The 16440-nt window shown below is 72.9% G+C and carries 16 protein-coding genes and 1 pseudogene; 12 read left to right on the plus strand and 5 right to left on the minus strand.

Annotation, left to right across the window (positions count from 1 at the left end):
• The first annotated feature begins 12 nt into the window (after window positions 1–12).
• The 7 genes from ACIQFX_RS35280 to ACIQFX_RS35310 all read left to right on the plus strand — a co-directional run bounded on the left by ACIQFX_RS35280 (window position 13) and on the right by ACIQFX_RS35310 (window position 5723).
• Complete coding sequence (locus tag ACIQFX_RS35280) at window positions 13–834, plus strand: glutamate ABC transporter substrate-binding protein (protein WP_402471800.1); 822 nt, start codon at window positions 13–15, stop codon at window positions 832–834.
• Window positions 835–954: 120 nt separating this feature from the next.
• Complete coding sequence (locus ACIQFX_RS35285; RefSeq protein WP_402471802.1) at window positions 955–1629, plus strand: amino acid ABC transporter permease; 675 nt, start codon at window positions 955–957, stop codon at window positions 1627–1629.
• Complete coding sequence (locus ACIQFX_RS35290; protein WP_402471804.1) at window positions 1626–2516, plus strand: amino acid ABC transporter permease; 891 nt, start codon at window positions 1626–1628, stop codon at window positions 2514–2516. The genes ACIQFX_RS35285 and ACIQFX_RS35290 overlap by 4 nt, the downstream gene beginning before the upstream one ends.
• A gap of 192 nt (window positions 2517–2708) precedes the next feature.
• The gene (locus tag ACIQFX_RS35295) at window positions 2709–4385 is read left to right on the plus strand and encodes an FAD-dependent monooxygenase (RefSeq protein ID WP_402471806.1); all 1677 of its coding nucleotides are present in this window, start codon (window positions 2709–2711) and stop codon (window positions 4383–4385) included.
• A gap of 32 nt (window positions 4386–4417) precedes the next feature.
• Window positions 4418–4504 (plus strand): putative leader peptide, encoded by an 87-nt coding sequence (locus tag ACIQFX_RS35300; protein WP_315986099.1) that lies wholly within the window; start codon window positions 4418–4420, stop codon window positions 4502–4504.
• 260 nt (window positions 4505–4764) lie between these two features.
• The gene (locus ACIQFX_RS35305) at window positions 4765–5238 is read left to right on the plus strand and encodes a cysteine dioxygenase (RefSeq protein ID WP_402471873.1); all 474 of its coding nucleotides are present in this window, start codon (window positions 4765–4767) and stop codon (window positions 5236–5238) included.
• Window positions 5239–5249: 11 nt separating this feature from the next.
• Complete coding sequence (locus ACIQFX_RS35310; RefSeq protein ID WP_402471876.1) at window positions 5250–5723, plus strand: rhodanese-like domain-containing protein; 474 nt, start codon at window positions 5250–5252, stop codon at window positions 5721–5723.
• Window positions 5724–5905: 182 nt separating this feature from the next.
• Here ACIQFX_RS35310 and recX read toward each other — a convergent pair whose 3' ends face one another.
• Both recX and recA read right to left on the minus strand, forming a co-directional pair.
• Window positions 5906–6556: a recombination regulator RecX gene (gene recX, locus ACIQFX_RS35315; protein WP_402471809.1), complete on the minus strand. Its 651-nt coding sequence runs from the start codon at window positions 6554–6556 to the stop codon at window positions 5906–5908.
• Window positions 6477–7607, minus strand: a complete 1131-nt coding sequence (gene recA / locus ACIQFX_RS35320; protein ID WP_402471812.1) for a recombinase RecA — start codon at window positions 7605–7607, stop codon at window positions 6477–6479. The genes recX and recA overlap by 80 nt, the downstream gene beginning before the upstream one ends.
• Window positions 7608–7960: 353 nt before the next feature.
• Here recA and ACIQFX_RS35325 point away from each other — a divergent pair.
• Window positions 7961–8940, plus strand: a pseudogene (locus ACIQFX_RS35325) (hypothetical protein).
• A 152-nt stretch (window positions 8941–9092) separates the two neighbouring features.
• Here ACIQFX_RS35325 and ACIQFX_RS35330 read toward each other — a convergent pair.
• Window positions 9093–9959 (minus strand): alpha/beta fold hydrolase, encoded by an 867-nt coding sequence (locus ACIQFX_RS35330; protein ID WP_402471814.1) that lies wholly within the window; start codon window positions 9957–9959, stop codon window positions 9093–9095.
• Between the two features lie 224 nt (window positions 9960–10183).
• Between ACIQFX_RS35330 and ACIQFX_RS35335 the strand changes: the two genes are divergently transcribed.
• The 4 genes from ACIQFX_RS35335 to ACIQFX_RS35350 all read left to right on the plus strand — a co-directional run bounded on the left by ACIQFX_RS35335 (window position 10184) and on the right by ACIQFX_RS35350 (window position 14547).
• A complete protein-coding gene (locus tag ACIQFX_RS35335; RefSeq protein WP_402471816.1) occupies window positions 10184–11545 on the plus strand; it encodes a sensor histidine kinase in 1362 nt (453 codons plus the stop codon).
• Entirely contained in the window at window positions 11542–12210 is a 669-nt protein-coding gene (locus ACIQFX_RS35340) for a response regulator (protein ID WP_402471818.1), read from the plus strand. The genes ACIQFX_RS35335 and ACIQFX_RS35340 overlap by 4 nt, the downstream gene beginning before the upstream one ends.
• A 199-nt stretch (window positions 12211–12409) precedes the next feature.
• The gene (locus tag ACIQFX_RS35345; protein WP_402471820.1) at window positions 12410–13720 is read left to right on the plus strand and encodes a cytochrome ubiquinol oxidase subunit I; all 1311 of its coding nucleotides are present in this window, start codon (window positions 12410–12412) and stop codon (window positions 13718–13720) included.
• A 47-nt stretch (window positions 13721–13767) separates the two neighbouring features.
• Entirely contained in the window at window positions 13768–14547 is a 780-nt protein-coding gene (locus tag ACIQFX_RS35350; protein WP_402471822.1) for a cytochrome d ubiquinol oxidase subunit II, read from the plus strand.
• Between the two features lie 40 nt (window positions 14548–14587).
• On the opposite strand, the gene ACIQFX_RS35355 is transcribed toward ACIQFX_RS35350, so the two are convergent.
• Both ACIQFX_RS35355 and ACIQFX_RS35360 read right to left on the minus strand, forming a co-directional pair.
• A complete protein-coding gene (locus tag ACIQFX_RS35355) occupies window positions 14588–15718 on the minus strand; it encodes an AI-2E family transporter (RefSeq protein WP_402471878.1) in 1131 nt (376 codons plus the stop codon).
• Between the two features lie 468 nt (window positions 15719–16186).
• Entirely contained in the window at window positions 16187–16381 is a 195-nt protein-coding gene (locus ACIQFX_RS35360) for a DUF3046 domain-containing protein (protein ID WP_402471824.1), read from the minus strand.
• Between the last annotated feature and the right edge of the window lie 59 nt (window positions 16382–16440).

Consider the following 16440-nt stretch of genomic DNA (forward strand, 5'->3'; position numbering starts at 1 on the left):
GGGCATTCCTCGATGAAGCTTCGCCGCACCTCCGCCGCCGCCGCGGCCGCCGTCGTCCTCGCGCTGTCCGCCACCGCCTGTGGCAGCGGCTCCGACTCGGGCAGCAACGGTGACAAGATCACCGTCGGCATCAAGTTCGACCAGCCCGGCCTGGGCCTGAAGACCCCGGACGGCACGTACGCCGGCTTCGACGTCGACGTCGCCCGCTACGTCGCCAAGGAGCTCGGCTACGCCGAGGACAAGATCAACTTCAAGCAGGCGCCGAGCGCCGAGCGCGAGAACCTGATCAAGAACGGTGACGTCAAGTTCGTCGTCGCCAGCTACTCGATCAACGACAAGCGCAAGAAGGAGGTCGACTTCGCCGGTCCGTACTTCCTGGCCCACCAGGACCTGCTCGTGCGCGCCGACGACAGCTCGATCACCAAGGTCGAGGACCTCAACACCAAGAAGCTCTGCTCGGTCACCGGCTCGACCTCCGCGCAGAACGTCAAGGAGAAGCTCGCCCCGAAGGCCGACCTCCAGCAGCTCGGCGGCTACTCCGAGTGCCTGACCGGCCTGGAGAACAAGGCCGTCGACGCCCTGACCACCGACGACTCCATCCTCGCGGGCTACGCCTCGCAGAAGGAGCACCAGGGCAAGTTCAAGCTCGCCGGCCTCCGGATGAGCGACGAGAAGTACGGCATCGGCGTCAAGAAGGGCGACGACGAGCTGCGCGGCAAGATCAACAAGGCGCTGGAGAAGATGGTCTCCGACGGCACCTGGGAGAAGCTCGTCAAGCAGCACTTCGGCCCCTCCGGCTACAAGTACGAGGCCGCGCCGAAGGTCGAGAACTGACCTGACCCGCTCCGGCCGTGACGGCCGCCGCCCGCGCGGGGCGGCCGTCACACCGGCACCGGCCGCTGCCCACGCAGCGGCCGTTCCACCGACCGACCACCAGGGGAGAGCGCGGGCATCGTGTTCGACTTTCTTGATTCCGGGCAGTACGACCTGCTCGGCGCCTTCTGGGTGACGGCACAGCTCGCCCTCTACTCGGCGATCGGCTCGCTGATCTGGGGCACCGCCCTGGTCGGCATGCGGGTCAGCCCGGTCCCGCTGATGCGCGCCTTCGGCACCGCGTACGTGAACATCGTCCGGAACACTCCGCTGACGGTGGTCCTCGTCGCCTGCCTGCTGGGCCTCAACCAGACCCTCGGCATCACCCTCGGCGGGGACCGCTCCGAGGGCATCGGCTTCCGGCTCGCCGTCCTCGGACTCGTCGCCTACACCGGCACGTTCGTCTGCGAGGCGCTGCGCTCGGGCATCAACACCGTCCCGCCGGGCCAGGCCGAGGCCGCCCGCGCCCTCGGGCTCAGCTTCACCCAGGTGCTCACCCTGGTGGTCCTCCCGCAGGCCTTCCGCGCGGCGGTGGCCCCGCTCGCCAACGTCCTGATCGCCCTCACCAAGAACACCACCGTGGCGGCCGCGATCGGCGCCGCCGACGCGGCGTTCCTGATGAAGGCCATGGTCGAGAACGAGGCCGACGCGCTCTTCGCCGTCTTCGCGGTCTTCGCCTTCGGCTTCATCGTCCTCACCCTCCCCACCGGCCTGATCTTGGGCTGGGCGGCCAAGCGACTGGCGGTGAAGCGATGAGCTCCGTCCTGTACGACACCCCCGGCCCGCGCGCGAAGCGGCGCAACGTCCTCTACACGGTCGCGTTCCTTGCGGTCCTCGCCGTGACGGCCTGGTGGGTGCTCACCGCCCTGGCCGACAAGAACCAGCTGGACGCCGACAAGTGGAGCCCGTTCGTCACCGACTCCGACGTCTGGACGACGTACCTGCTGCCCGGCCTGACCGAGACCCTCAAGGCCGCCGCCCTCTCCATCGTGATCGCGCTGCCCCTCGGCGCCGCCCTCGGCATCGGCCGGCTCTCCGACCACCGCTGGGTGCGGGTGCCCGTCGGGGCGCTCGTGGAGTTCTTCCGCGCCATCCCGGTCCTGCTCCTGATGATGTTCGCCAACCAGGCCTACCGGGAGTTCACGACCGTCAGCTCCGACTTCCGCCCGCTGTACGCGGTCGTCACCGCCTTGGTGCTCTACAACGCCTCGGTGATCGCCGAGGTCGTCCGGGCCGGCGTGCTCTCGCTGCCCCGCGGCCAGGGCGACGCGGCCGTCGCGCTCGGCATGCGCAAGGGCCAGACCATGCTGTACGTCCTGCTCCCGCAGGCCGTGACCGTCATGCTGCCCGCCCTGGTCAGCCAGCTCGTCGTGATCGTCAAGGACACCGCGCTCGGCGGCGCCCTGATCGGCTTCGCCGAGCTGCTCAGCCAGAACCGGCAGATCACCGCCAACTACGGCGCCAACACGATCGCGACGCTCACGGTCATCGCGCTCATCTACATCGTCATCAACTTCGCCCTCACCAGCTTCGCGGGCCGCCTCGAACGGCGCCTGCGGCAGGGCAGGAGGTCCGCGGCGGTGACCCTCCCGGCCCAGGCCGGAGCCCCCGATGAGAAGTCGAAGGCCGTCAGCGACGCCTGACGCCGAAGAGGCCACCGGGACCACAGGGGTGGGCCGGAGCGGTACCGACTCGATGTCGACCGCACCGCGCCCACCCCGTCGCTTGACGCAAGCACCCTCAGTGGGTTGCATACGGTCTGTGATCAACCACCGGGCTCGTGCCACACTCGACTGTGCTGCCCCCATGACCGTCCGGCCTTCAGGAGCCGCGCCGTGGACCCGGTGATCATCGTGGGCGCGGGGCCCGTCGGCCTCGCGCTCTCCCTCGCGCTCGCCGCCCAGAGCGTGCCCAGCATCGTCCTCGACGAGGGCCCGGGCAAGGACGAGCCGCGCCCCGCCCGCAGCGTCCTGCTGCGCGCCGACATGGCCGCCATGGTCGAACGCCTGGGCTGCACCACCCTCCGTGACGAGGGGGTCCGCTGGGTCGGCTGGCGCAGCATGCGCCGCGGCCGGCCGGTCCGCCAGATCCCGCTCGACCTGGGACTCAGCGGTACGGAGGAATGGGCCGAGGACCCGGACGCGCCCGCCTCTCCGGCCGCCCCGCTGCACATCCCCCAGCACGCCCTCGCGCGCGGCCTGCGCGACGCCATCAGCCGCGAGCCACTGGTCCGCCTCGTCACCGAGGCCCGGCTCGACACCGTCGAGCAGGACCCCGACGGGGTCACCGCCCACACCCGCGGCCCCGAGGGCACCTGGTGGCGCGGCAGCCACCTCGTCGGCTGCGACGGGGCCCGGTCGACCGTGCGCAAGCTGCTCGGCATCCGCTTCCCGGGCCGCACGGCGGTGGAACGGCACGCCGTCGCCGCCCTGCGCACCGAACTCCCCTGGCCCGGCGAGGCCCTGATGCACCGCCAGCCACCGTGGCGGGGAGCACCCGACGAGATCACCGCCCGCCCGCTGCCCGACGGCGTCTGGCGGATCGACTGGCTGCTCCCGCCCCGCGGCGACCTGGTCACCCCGGACGCGCTGGTCGCCCGCATCCGCGAGACCCTCGCCGGCTGGTGCGACGGGGTGACACCCCCGTACGAACTCATCGACACCGGCGTCCACACCCTGCACCACCGGCTCGCCCGCCGCTGGCGGGTCGACCGGGTCCTGCTCGCCGGTGACGCCGCCCACCTGCTCGGCGCGGTCGGCACGCAGGGCCTCGACGAGGGGTTCCGCGACGTCGACAACCTCGCCTGGAAGCTCGCCCTCACCTGGCACCACGGCGCCTCGGACCGGCTCCTCGACAGCTACCAGAGCGAGCGGCGGACGGCCGTCGCCTCCCGGCTGCGCGCGGCGGACCAGTCGCTGCCCGCGCTCCGCGGCAGCGGCGGCCTGCGGACGTACCTCCCCGGCGGTACGCGCGGTCACGACGCCCTGCTGACCGAGGGGCACGTGGGGCGCGGCCCGCTCGGCGCGCCCCCCGCGTACCCGCACTCCCCCCTCGCGCCACCGCACTCCGACGGGCTGACGCCGGTCGGCACCCCGCCGGGCGCCCCGGTCGAGGACGTCCGCGTGACCGCCCCGGACGGCACGACCGTACGGCTCCGGGACCGGCTCGGTCAGGGCCGGCTCCTGGTCGTCCTCGTCGCACCCGGCACCGGGGTGTGGGACCGCCGCCACTGGCGGAGCGCGGGCGTCATGCCACGCCTCGAAGAGGCGGTCGGCGCCCTGCCCGCGAAGGCCGAGGTCCTGGTGACCGAGGCCTACCCGGGCGCACCCGCCCACGCCGTCCTGCTCGTCCGCCCCGACGGCCACCTCGCCGCCTCCTTCTCCGGGGTCCTCCCCGAGGAGCTGTACGCAGCGGCGGACGCGACCCGCGGCGGCTCCCCCACCGCCGACACGCCCGCCGAGGTGCCCGCCGCGGTGTCCTCCGCCGACGACCGCACGGCGGACACGCATTGATTCCCGCGGGCGCGCATGGTGTACTCCGGAACGTGACCGACACCTATGCGCGCCTGTGGCGGAGGGTCCACATGGACCTCGTCCGCTACGCGGGCTGCGTGTGTCGCCCCTCCTGCTGAACTCGCCTCCCTCCCCGCGCGCGCCCCGCCGCGGACGCCCACAGGGCCTGTCCGCGGTGCCGTGAGCCGTCGCGCGCCCTTCGCGAACCTCAGGACGGTCACCCGTGTCCCCACACGCCTCCGCACCCTCTCCCACCGCCGTCGCCACTGGCTCTGCTGGCTCTGCTGGCACCAGCGATACCGCTGAGACCACTGGCACCGCCGGCACCACCGGCAGCACTGTCGGCTCGGCGGCCTCCGCAGGGCCTTCGGCGGCCGACCTGCTCACCTTCGTCCGCCGCACGGCCGCCGACCGCGAACTCGTCGACTCGCTCCCGCTCGACCCCGAGGGCCGCACCTGGGTGCGCCTCGACGGCCCCGGCGGCAGTGAGGCCTGGCTGATCGGCTGGCCGCCCGGCACCGGCACCAGCTGGCACGACCACGCCGAGTCGCTCGGCGCCTTCGCCACCGCGCGCGGCACGCTCACCGAGAACGCGCTCGCCGTCCGCCTCCCCGCGAGCGGCTGGAAGACCCTCGAACTGGCCGAGGGCCTCGACCGCTCCCGCCGCCTGGCGGAGGGCGGCGGCCGCGCCTTCGGCCGCCACCACGTCCACGAGGTCCTCAACGAGTCACCCGACACCCACGCCGTGTCGGTGCACGCCTACTACCCGCCCCTCCCCCTGATCCGCCGGTTCAGCCGGACGGGCGCGGTACTCCGCCTCGAGCAGGTCGAGCGCCCCGAGGACTGGCAGTGAGCGACGAACGCATGAGCGACGGAGTGGTGGACGGGACCGACGGACCCGTGGGCGACGGACGAGTGGACGACGGTGCCCCGGACAACGGGCGCGTGGGCATCGACGAACTGCTCGAACAGGTCAGGTCGGGCCTCGACCGGATCGAGCCCCGGGCCGCCCACGAGGCCTACGAGGCGGGCGACGCGCTGCTGGTCGACACGCGCTACGCGGCCCTGCGGGAACGGGACGGCCTGATCCCGGGTGCGCTGATCGTCGAGCGCAACGAACTGGAGTGGCGGCTCGATCCCCTGGGCAGCCACCGCGCGGCGGAGGCGGACAGCCACGACCTGCGGGTGGTGGTCCTCTGCAACGAGGGTTACGCCTCCTCCCTCGCCGCCGAGTCCCTGCGCCGCCTCGGCCTGCACCGTGCGACGGACCTCATCGGCGGCTTCCAGGCCTGGAAGGCAGCCGGCCTCCCCGTCCTCCTCCCCGCCGCCCGCCCCTGACCACACCCTCCTGTGGTTCGGTGCGGCGCGCGGCCACGTGTCGAGTCCTTCTGTCCCCCCGCGGCAGAAGGCCCCGCCGCCTCAGCGGGCCTCACCCAAGCGGACCTTGCCCAAGCGGGGCTCGCCAAAGCAGGCCTCGCCCAAGCGGGCTTCGTCCCAGCGGGTCCCGGGCATGACCCGCCTCAGTACGACTCGTCCAGTCCGTCCGTGTCCTCGCCCTCGGCCTCCAGGGCTTGGCGGACGACACGGAGGGCCATGCCCTCGGGATAGCCCTTGCGGGCGAGCATCCCCGCGAGCCGGCGCAGGCGCCGGTCACGTTCGAGGCCGCGGGTGGCGCGCAGCTTGCGGTCGACGAGCTCGCGCGCGGTGGCCTCTTCCTGATCGGAGTCGAGCCGACTCACCGCCTCCTGGATGAGGGTGGGCTCGACGCCCTTGGTGCGCAGCTCCCGGGCGAGGGCCCGGCGCGCGAGGCCCCGGCCGTGGTGCCGGGACTCCACCCACGCTCCCGCGAAGGCGGCGTCGTCGATCAGCCCGACGTCCTCGAAGCGGGAGAGGATCTCCTCCGCCACCCCGTCGGGGATCTCCCGCTTGCGCAGCGCGTCGGCGAGCTGCTTGCGCGTGCGCGGGGTTCCGGTGAGCAGGCGCAGGCAGATCGCGCGCGCCCGCTCAGCCGGATCCTGGGGTGACAGCTCCTTCTCGGCCCTCGACGAGTCGGGGCTGTCACCCGGCCATTCGGTGCGACCGGTCACCGGTTCAGCTCTTGACCGCGGTGGCCTTGGTCGCCTTCGCGGTCTTGGTCGCGGGTGCGGGGACGGTCTTGGCGTCGTCCGCACCGGCCGCGTCCGCGGCACCCGCCGTGTCCGCCGCCTCGGTCTTCGCTGCGTCGGGCCGGACGCCGACGCCGAGCTTCTCCTTGATCTTCTTCTCGATCTCGTCGGCGAGGTCGGGGTTGTCCTTCAGGAAGTTGCGGGCGTTCTCCTTGCCCTGGCCGAGCTGGTCGCCCTCGTACGTGTACCAGGCACCGGCCTTGCGCACGAAGCCGTGCTCCACGCCCATGTCGATCAGACCGCCCTCGCGGCTGATGCCCTGGCCGTAGAGGATGTCGAACTCGGCCTGCTTGAAGGGCGGCGCGACCTTGTTCTTGACGACCTTGACGCGGGTGCGGTTGCCGACCGCGTCCGTGCCGTCCTTGAGGGTCTCGATGCGGCGGATGTCGAGGCGCACCGAGGCGTAGAACTTCAGCGCGCGGCCACCGGTCGTGGTCTCCGGCGAGCCGAACATCACGCCGATCTTCTCGCGGAGCTGGTTGATGAAGATCGCGGTGGTCTTGGACTGGTTGAGCGCGCTGGTGATCTTCCGGAGGGCCTGGCTCATCAGTCGGGCCTGCAGACCCACGTGCGAGTCGCCCATCTCGCCCTCGATCTCCGCACGCGGGACGAGCGCGGCGACGGAGTCGATGACGATCAGGTCGAGGGCGCCGGAGCGGACCAGCATGTCGACGATCTCGAGGGCCTGCTCGCCGTTGTCCGGCTGGGACAGGATGAGGTTGTCGATGTCGACGCCGAGCTTCTTGGCGTACTCGGGGTCGAGGGCGTGCTCGGCGTCCACGAAGGCGACCTGGCCGCCGGCCTTCTGCGCGTTCGCCACGGCATGCAGGGTGAGGGTCGTCTTACCGGAGGACTCCGGGCCGTAGATCTCCACGACACGGCCACGCGGCAGGCCGCCGACACCGAGCGCGATGTCGAGCGCGGTCGATCCGGTGGAGATCACCTCGATCGGCTCCTGGGTACGGTCACCCATGCGCATCACGGCGCCCTTGCCGAACTGGCGTTCAATCTGTGCGAGCGCGGCGTCGAGCGCCTTCTCGCGGTCGGTTCCTGCCATGGGTTCCACCCGGTTTGCTTGAGTCGATCGCTTCATGTGAAAGACGCTAACCCCTGCCACTGACAATGGGCCCCGGCGTCCCCTCCGACCTGTGGACAACTCGTCGACAACCCGGTGATTCCAAGGGCCGGACTTCCATGAGAATGGATGTTCGATTTCAGTGTCAAGCGCGCCACGCCCACCCCGCGACCCCCGTCCCGTGCTGCAGCACGACGCCTGTCCCCCGTACCCAACGGTCGCATCCGCACCTCGGTGACGGTGCCGCGGCCGAGCGGCCGAGGCGGCCGATGAGCGCGCCCGCACGGGTCCGTCCTCGCCGTCGACGCCCCTGATCCGGGCGTTGACCTCGGCGCATGATTCCTGGGCGGCCTCCGAACGTGACCACCCGCTACAGCGACGGAGTGATCCACGCGTACGTGACGACGGACTCCGGCGCGCTCGGCACCCTGAAGCCTGTCGCGGTGTTCCGGCCTCGGGCCGGCGACGAGGTCGTGGAGTCGGCGGTGCGGCCCGATCTGGAGCGCGTCGTGTACACGACGCTGAACGCCGTCGTCTGCCTCGGGCGTGCCGGTGACGTGGTGTGGGCGTCGGACTTCGAGCCGCACTCCGACGTGCTTCACGGCCACCGGCCCGGCTGTGCGCTGTCCCTGGACGGCCGGAGCGTGTGGGTCTACCGGCCGGACGCGATGGCGGGACGCGGGGGTGGAGACCAGTGGGTCGTGCACGATGCCGACAGCGGGACGGTGATCGCCCGACGGGAGCTGGAGGCGGTCGGGCACGGCGCCGTCCACCGCGTGCACCCGGTGGACGGCAGCGTCTACCTCGACATCGGTGAGGGTCAGGACGGCTCCGTCATCCTCAGAGGTGCGGCCGGGGCGGGCGGCGTGCCGGAGTTCGCGACCTATCCGTGGTGGGACCGCTGCCTGGTCGACCTGGCGCCGGACGGGGAACAGTTCATGACCGTCGACCACGGTCAGGGGACGTCGCCTTCCACCGCCACCCGAGCGGGGACGTGCTCTTCACCCTGCCCGTCGAAGCCTTCGGGTACGACCCGGAGGAGACGTTCGTGGAATGGAGCGGTGGCTACCTGACCCCGGACCTGGCCGTGGTCGCCCTGGGTGGTGAGGGCGAGGACGAGGAGGAGTGGTTCCGCCACCACCTGGTCGATGTGCGCACGGGCACGCTCAGCGGCGAGATCACCGCCGAGGTGACCGACCCGTACGAACTGGTGCCCCTGGGCGACGGCTCCTGGCTCACCGAAGGCCCCGACGGCCATCCCGTCCGCTGGTCCCGCGCTCCTTCGCCTCCCCCGCCGCCGCACCCGGGAACCTGAGGGAGCAGCGCTGCACCTGCCGCAGGCGCCTCCGGCTTTCCGGCCTGCCGACAGGCGCTGCCAGGCGTTGTCAGCCGTCGCCAGGCGTTGTCAGTAGCCACCAGGCGTTGTCAGTCGTCACCAGTCGCTGCGCGAGGACTCCAGGAGGCCCGTCACCCCGCGGCGCCCGCCGCCTCCGCGAGCCATTCCAGGGCCTCCGGGCCGCCACGGAGCACGGAGATGTGCCCGTCGGCCGGGCTCGGTCGCAGTTCGGCCGTCGGGCAGTGACCGGCCAGCCAGTGGCCGTGCGAGCCGGGTACGACACGGTCCTCGCCGCCGTGGAGAAGGAGCACCGGCGCGACGATCCGGGCGGGGTCGAAGCCCCAGGGGGCGACGTACGCCAGGTCGTCGTCGACGAGGCCGCCCGGACCGGAGGCCATGGCCGGGCCGACGACGTCGCCGAACCAGGACCACGGGCCGGCCAGCGCCTCGTGGTCGGCCGGGGTGAACATCCCCGGGTCGTACGCGGCGGTCGCCTCGTACGCCTCCTTCGCCGCCCGCCCCTCGACCGCCGCGCGCAGGGCCGCGACGCCGGACGGCGTCATGCCCCCGAACCAGTCGAGCCCCTCGGCGCCGTACGGAGCCAGGCCGGACACACCGACCACGCCGAGGACGCGCTCCGGCAGCAGGGCTCCGCACGCGAGCGCGTGCGGGCCGCCGCCGGAGTGCCCCATGACCGCGAACCTGTCGATGCCCAGCGCGTCGGCGACGGCCCGCACGTCGTCGGCGGCCGAGGCGACGTCCCGTCCCGGACGGGGACTGGAACCGCCGTATCCGGGGCGGTCGTACGAGACCCAGCGGATCCCGTGCCGAGCGGCGGCCGGGCGCAGCGGCTCGGGAGGCGCGCCGATGTTCGGCGTCCCGTGGTGCCAGAAGACGACGAGCCCGTCGCCGGACCCCCCGTCCCCGGTGTCGTAGACGTGCAGTCTGCGCCCGTCGGCCAGTTCCACGTCGCTCTCGGCCACGCCCCGCTCGGCCATTCCGCCTCCACCCCCTGGCACCCGGACGTTCCCGGGCGTCGACCGCTCCGGCGCGACGACGCTAGTGGCCGCCCGCCCCACCTGCAACGACCACCACCCGCGCCCCGGGGCCGGACCGCCCGCTCCCCCGCCCCGGCCCGCTGCTCCTCCCGTAGCCGGGCCGCCCCCTGCGCGACCCGCCGTCCCCGGGGCCGAACCTCCGCCCGCCGCCTATCCTTCGACGCATGCCCCTCCCCCTCCGCGCCCCCGGCGACGGCCGCCCGTCCCCACGGACCGCCGACGCGCTCGTGGCGGGTGTCGTGCTGCTCGTCGTGGCGGTGTGGACGCTCGTCTCGGCGCGGTACGCGAGCGAGCCGACGCTCCGTACGGCGCTCGGCTGGGCACTGATCGTGGTCGGCTGCGGGGCCTTGTACTTCCGGCGGCGGCAGCCGGTCGCCGTCGCGGTCGTCACGCTGCTCGCCTGCGTCGTGTACTACCCGCTGTCCGCCCAGGACGGCCCGCTCATGATCGCCTTCGCGCTCGCGCTGTACACGACCGCCGCCGAGGGCCGGTTCGCGGCCGCCGTCGCGCTCGCCGCGGTCACGCTGCTCGCGGTGGGGCTCGGCGAGATCCGGCAGCAGCCCGGGCACCGGCAGATCGACGACACCTCGCTCGCCATGCTGGCGGGCTGGCTGATCAGCCTCGTCGCCGTGGGCCGCGCCCAGCGCACCCGCATCGCCTATCTGCACGAGGTGGAGCAGCGGGCGCTCGCCGCCGAGCGGGAGCAGGAGGCGCGGGCCCGGCAGAGCGCCACCGAGGAGCGGCTGCGGATCGCCCGGGAGGTGCACGACGTGCTGGGCCACAGCATCTCGCTGATCAACGTCCAGTCCGGTGCCGCGCTGCACCGGCTCGGCAAGGGACCGGCCCCGGAAGCCGGCCTCGCCACCGCGACCGAGGCCCTGGAGGCCGTGAAGGCCACCAGCAAGGACGCGCTGCGCGAGCTCCGGGCGACCCTCGGGATGCTGCGCCGGGCCGACGAGGCCACCCCGACCGCCCCGGCGTCCTCCGGGCTCGCGCTCCTCGGCGACCTGGTCGCGCGTGCCCGCGCCGCCGGGCTCGACGTCCGTACGAGCACCACCGGTACCCCCGTACCGCTGCCGCCGCCGGTCGACCTCGCCGCGTACCGGATCGTGCAGGAGTCGCTGACGAACGTCACCCGCCACGCGGGTGCAGGGACGGTCCGCCTCACCCTCGACTGGGGCGACGACGCGGTGCGCCTGCGCATCGCCGACGACGGCGCGGGCGCGCCCGAGGGCCGGCCGCTGGGCAGCGGCATCCGGGGCATGGCCGAGCGGGCCCGCGCGTTCGGCGGGGACCTCACCGCCGGGAACGCCGAAGGCGGCGGCTTCGTCGTCGACGCCCGCCTGCCGCTGACCCCACCGGGAACAGCCGAGCCCGCGCCGACCCCACCGGGAACAGCCGAGCCCCGGCCGACCCCACCGGGAACAGCCGAGCCCCGGCCCTCCTCCCACGAGCCGCCCGGCAGCCCGCCCGGCAGCCCGCCCGCCGCCGCACCACCCGCCACCTCCGAAGGGGACTCCCGATGATCCGCGTCGTGCTCGCCGACGACCAGACCCTGGTCCGGGCCGGCTTCCGATCGATCCTGTCGGACGAGGAGGACATCGAGGTCGTCGGCGAGGCGGGCGACGGGGAGCAGGCGATCGGGCTCGCCCGTGAACTGCGCCCCGACGTGGTCCTGATGGACATCCGCATGCCGGTCCTCGACGGGCTCGAAGCCACGCGCCGCATCACCGCGGACGCTCGCCTCGCAGGGGTCCGGGTGGTCATCCTGACCACGTTCGACGCGGACGACCACGTGTACGGGGCGCTGCGCGCCGGCGCGTCGGGGTTCCTCGTCAAGGACACCGAGCCGATGGAACTGCTGCACGCGGTACGGGTGGTGGCGCGCGGCGACGCCCTGATCGCCCCGGCCGTGACCCGCCGTCTGATCGCCGAGTTCGCCGGACTCGTCGGGCGGCAGCCGGACCCGAGCCCCCGGCTGAACGCCCTCACCGAGCGGGAGCGCGAGGTCCTCGGCCTCGTCGGGGCGGGCCTCTCCAACGACGAGATCGCCGGCCGGCTCGTCCTCTCCCCCGCCACCGCCAAGACCCACGTCAGCCGCATCATGACCAAACTGGCCGTCCGCGACCGGGCCCAGCTGGTGATCCTGGCGTACGAGTCCGGCATGATCACCCCCGGCTGGCTGGCCTGACCTCCCCGGCGCCACGACACCCCTCCCGGCACGACCGGCACGACCAGGAGGACCGGCAGGACGCGGTCCCCTAGGGGACCGGACCCGGCGCGGACGACTCACGGGGTACGCGCGCGTGGGGCGGGACAACCGGCGGGGTACGCCCGATGTCCTCCCCGGGGTGACGCCGGGCGCCCGACCGGGCGCCCACGCTGACCGGGTGAATCAGGACGTACTCGATCTCGCGCGGCTGCAGTTCGCCCTCACCGCGGGCGGCCACTTCCTCTTCGTCGCCCTCACGCTGGGGCTCGCGACGGTCGTGGCCGTGCTTCAGACCAGGGCCACGCTGAGCCGGAAGCCGCTCCACGCGCGCATGGTGCGCTTCTGGGGCCAGCTGTACGTGATCAACTACGCGGTCGGCATCGTCACCGGCCTGGTGATGGAGTTCCAGTTCGGCATGGCCTGGAGCGGGCTCACGCACGAGGCGGGCAATGTCCTGGGCGCCTCGCTGGCCGTCGAGACGATCGTGGCGTTCTTCGTCGAGTCGACCTTCCTCGGCCTGTGGATCTTCGGCTGGAACCGGCTCGGCCGCTGGGCCCACCTGGCCGTGATCTGGGTCGTCGTCCTGACCGCGTACCTCTCGGCGTACTGGATCCTCGTCTCCAACGGTTTCCTCAACCACCCGGTGGGATACGGCTCCGAGAACGGTGAGCTGGTCCTCGACGACCCGGTCGCGGTCCTGACCAACCCGTCCGCGCTCCTCGCCTTCGGGCACGTCCTGGCGGGCGCGCTGCTCACCGCCGGGTTCTTCATGGCCGGGGTGAGCGCGTACCACCTGTTCCGGCGCACCCCCGAGTGGGAGTTCTTCGGCCGCAGCCTGCGGATCGGGGTGTTCCTGTCGGCGCCGGCGCTGATGGCGGCAGCGGTGTTCGGCGGGCTCCAGTTCGGCGTCCTCGCCACCTTCCAGCCGATGAAGTCGGCCGTCTTCAGCGGAAAGGCGGCCGAGATCGCACGGCTGCAGGCGGAGCTGACGGACCGCTTCGGGCCGGGCGACTACGTGCCGTCGGAGGCGTGGACCCGGGGCGGCGGTCTCGTGATGCTGATCAGCTTCGCCCTGATGATGTACCTGTGCTTCGCCGGGGTGATCCTGGCCTGCTTCAGGAAGGTCGTCTTCCGGTTCCGGCTGTGGCACCTCGTCCTGATGGCGGCCGTACCGCTGCCGTATCTGGCCATGATCGGCGGCTGGGTCTTCCGGGAGTCGGGGCGGCAGCCCTGGGTGGTCTACGGGCTGCTCAGGACGGAGGACGCGGTCTCGGACCTCTCCCCCGGCACCATGCGCCTCTCCCTCACCGTGTTCACCACGGCCTTCGTGCTGCTCGCCGCGCTCAACGCCTGGCTCCTCACCCGGCACGCCCGCCGCGGCCCCGTCGAGTCCGGGCTCGGCCACGACGAGCGGCCCGACGCGGTGGACGGATCGGCTGACGGGACGGCGCGCGACCCCGCAGACACCCTGCCCGCCCCCCGCTACTGACGCCGTCCCGCCGTCCCGGACCACCGAGCACCATCCGAGGAGACCTCGTGGAGACCCTGGCCATCGCCCTGCTCGCCTTCTTCGCCGCGGGCTGGTTCGTGCTCGCCGGGTCGGACGTCGGCACCGGCATGCTCATCCCCTGGCTCGGCCGTGACGACCGCGAGCGGCGCCTCGTCCTCGCCTCCTTCGCCCCCTTCTTCCTGGGCAACGAGGTCTGGCTGGTCGCCACCGCCGGCGTGCTCGTCGGCTGCTTCCCCGCCCTCGAAGGGGAGCTCCTGAGCGGCCAGTTCCCGGTCCTCGTGGCCCTCCTGACCGGCTGGATCGTGCGGGACACGGGGCTCTGGTCACGCGGCCGGGGCCCGGGACGCCGCTGGCGCGCGGGCTGCGACGCCGCCGTGACGTGCGGCAGCTGGACCGTGGCGCTGTCCTGGGGGTGGCTGCTCGCGGCCCTGCTCACCGGACGGCCGTACGCGCCGGCGACCGGCATCACGGCCGTCCTCACCGCCCTCGCCGTGGCCGCGCTGTTCGCCGCGCACGGGCTCGGCTTCGCCGCGCTCCGGCTCACGGGACCGCCGTACGAGCGCGCCCGCAGGCTCGTCGGACGCGCCGGGCGCACGTGGCAGTCCTTCGCGCTGACCGGTGTCCTGCTCGCCGGACTGCCGCTCGGAGCGGGGACCGCGCTCCCGCTGGCCGAGCGGGCCGCCGCCCCGGCCACACTCGGCCTGCTCGTGCCCGCGCTGCTCGTCGTCACCCCGCTCCTGGTGGCCGTCCAGGCCTGGACCTGGCACTCCTTCCGGCACCGGGTGACCCGCCCCTCGTACCTGTGACCCGTGGCCCCACACGCGCGCGCGGGAGTGCGGGCTGCGGTCAGGACTCGTCGGGCGCGGACTCCTTCTTGTGGTGCAGGGCCTTCTGGAGCCGTGCCACCACGGCCTCGCCGTACCTGCGGTGGCCGTGCACGCGCGGGTCGTCGGTGACGTCGTACCGCTTCACGTACGCGCCGAGGAAGGCCTGCAGGGTGGCGACGGCCGGGATGGCGATCAGCGCGCCGACGGCACCGAGCAGCGCCGTGCCCGCGATGACCGAGCCGAAGGCGACCGCCGGGTGGATGTCCACGGTCTTGGAGGTCAGCTTCGGCTGGAGCACGTAGTTCTCGAACTGCTGGTAGATCACGACGAAGCAGAGCACCCACAGCGCGTACCAGGGGTTGACCGTGAAGGCGATCAGCATCGGCAGCGCGCCGGCCAGGTAGGTGCCGATCGTCGGGATGAACTGCGAGACCAGACCGACCCACACGGCGAGCGCGGGGGCGTACGGCACGTCCAGGATCTCGAAGAGCACGAAGTGCGCGACGCCCGAGATGAGGGCCATCAGGCCGCGCGAGTAGAGGTAGCCGCCGGTCTTGTCGACCGCGATCTCCCAGGCCCGCAGCACCTCGGTCTGGCGGGCCGGCGGCAGGACGGAGCAGAGGGCGCGCCGCAACCGGGGTCCGTCGGCCGCGAAGTAGAACGAGAACAGGAAGATGGTCAGCAGCCGGAACAGGCCTCCGAGGACGGTGGCGGAGACGTCGAGGACTCCGGACGCGCTGTTCTGCACGTACTTCTGCAGCCAGTCGGAGCTCAGGACGCTGTCCTGGACCTCGACCCGCGAGAGGTCCGTGTGGAAGTTCTGGTTGATCCAGTTGATCAGCGAGTCGAGGTACTTGGGGAAGTTCTCGACCATGTCCACGATCTGGCCGGCGAGCATCGACCCGAGCAGGACGACGAAGCCGACGCTGAAGATCAGGACGACGAAGAAGACCAGGAAGGTGGCGAGCCCCCGGCGCATCCCGCGCGCCGCCATGCGCCCGACCGCCGGCTCGATGGCGAGGGCGAGGAAGAAGGCGAGCAGGATGTTGACGAGGAGGCCGACGAGCTGGTGGAAGGCCCAGTTGCCCAGCAGGAAACAGGAGTAGAGCGCGAGCGCCAGGACCATGGCGCGCGGCAGCCAGCGCGGCATCCGCGCCGCCGGGGGCCGGGACGGCGCCGCCACGGTGCCCGAGGCGGTCCCGGAGGCGGTCCCGGGCGCGGACGGCGCCAGGGCGCCTCTCCCGCTCTCTCCGCCGGCCCCTTCGCGGGCACCGGCGGTCAGGTCCGCGGGAGCGGGAGCCGTCCGGTCGGCCGGGGATGCCTCGTCGGTCGGCACCGTCGGCTCGGCCGACTCGGTCGGGGCAGTCGGCTCGGTCTGGTCGGTGGGCTCGGTCGGGTCAGTCGGTTCTGTCTTGTCGGTGTCGTCAGTCGGGGCCACCACGCCAGTCTCGCGCACCGCGCGGACATTCCACCCGGGGCCCCGCACATCACCGCTTGTCACCCGGCAGTTCGCCGACCGTTCGCCGTTCACCGGCCGGTGCGCCGCGGGCTCGTCACCGCCGGTCGGCCGCTGGAGCGCCGATCCGTCAGCGCTTGTCGGCCGCTGGGCGCCGTTCCGTCAGCGCTTGTCGGCCGGTACGTCGACGGCCGCGCAGACCGCCCGCCACACGTCCTTCGCCTCCCAGCCGGAGTCCAGGGCGTCCCGCACCGTCCGCCCGCCGAGCTCCGCCATCACATGGTCACTCGCGAAGGACTCGGCGTAGGACGCACCGAAGTGGTCCGCCATCCGTTCCCAGAAAATCGTCAACCGCATGACCCCAGTATCCCGCTCCCAAGAGTGCAGCCCGCGCCTCAGGCCTTGTCACCGCGACT

The sequence above is a fragment of the Streptomyces sp. NPDC093089 genome, from assembly GCF_044754405.1.
In the GTDB taxonomy this organism is placed as follows: Bacteria; Actinomycetota; Actinomycetes; order Streptomycetales; family Streptomycetaceae; genus Streptomyces.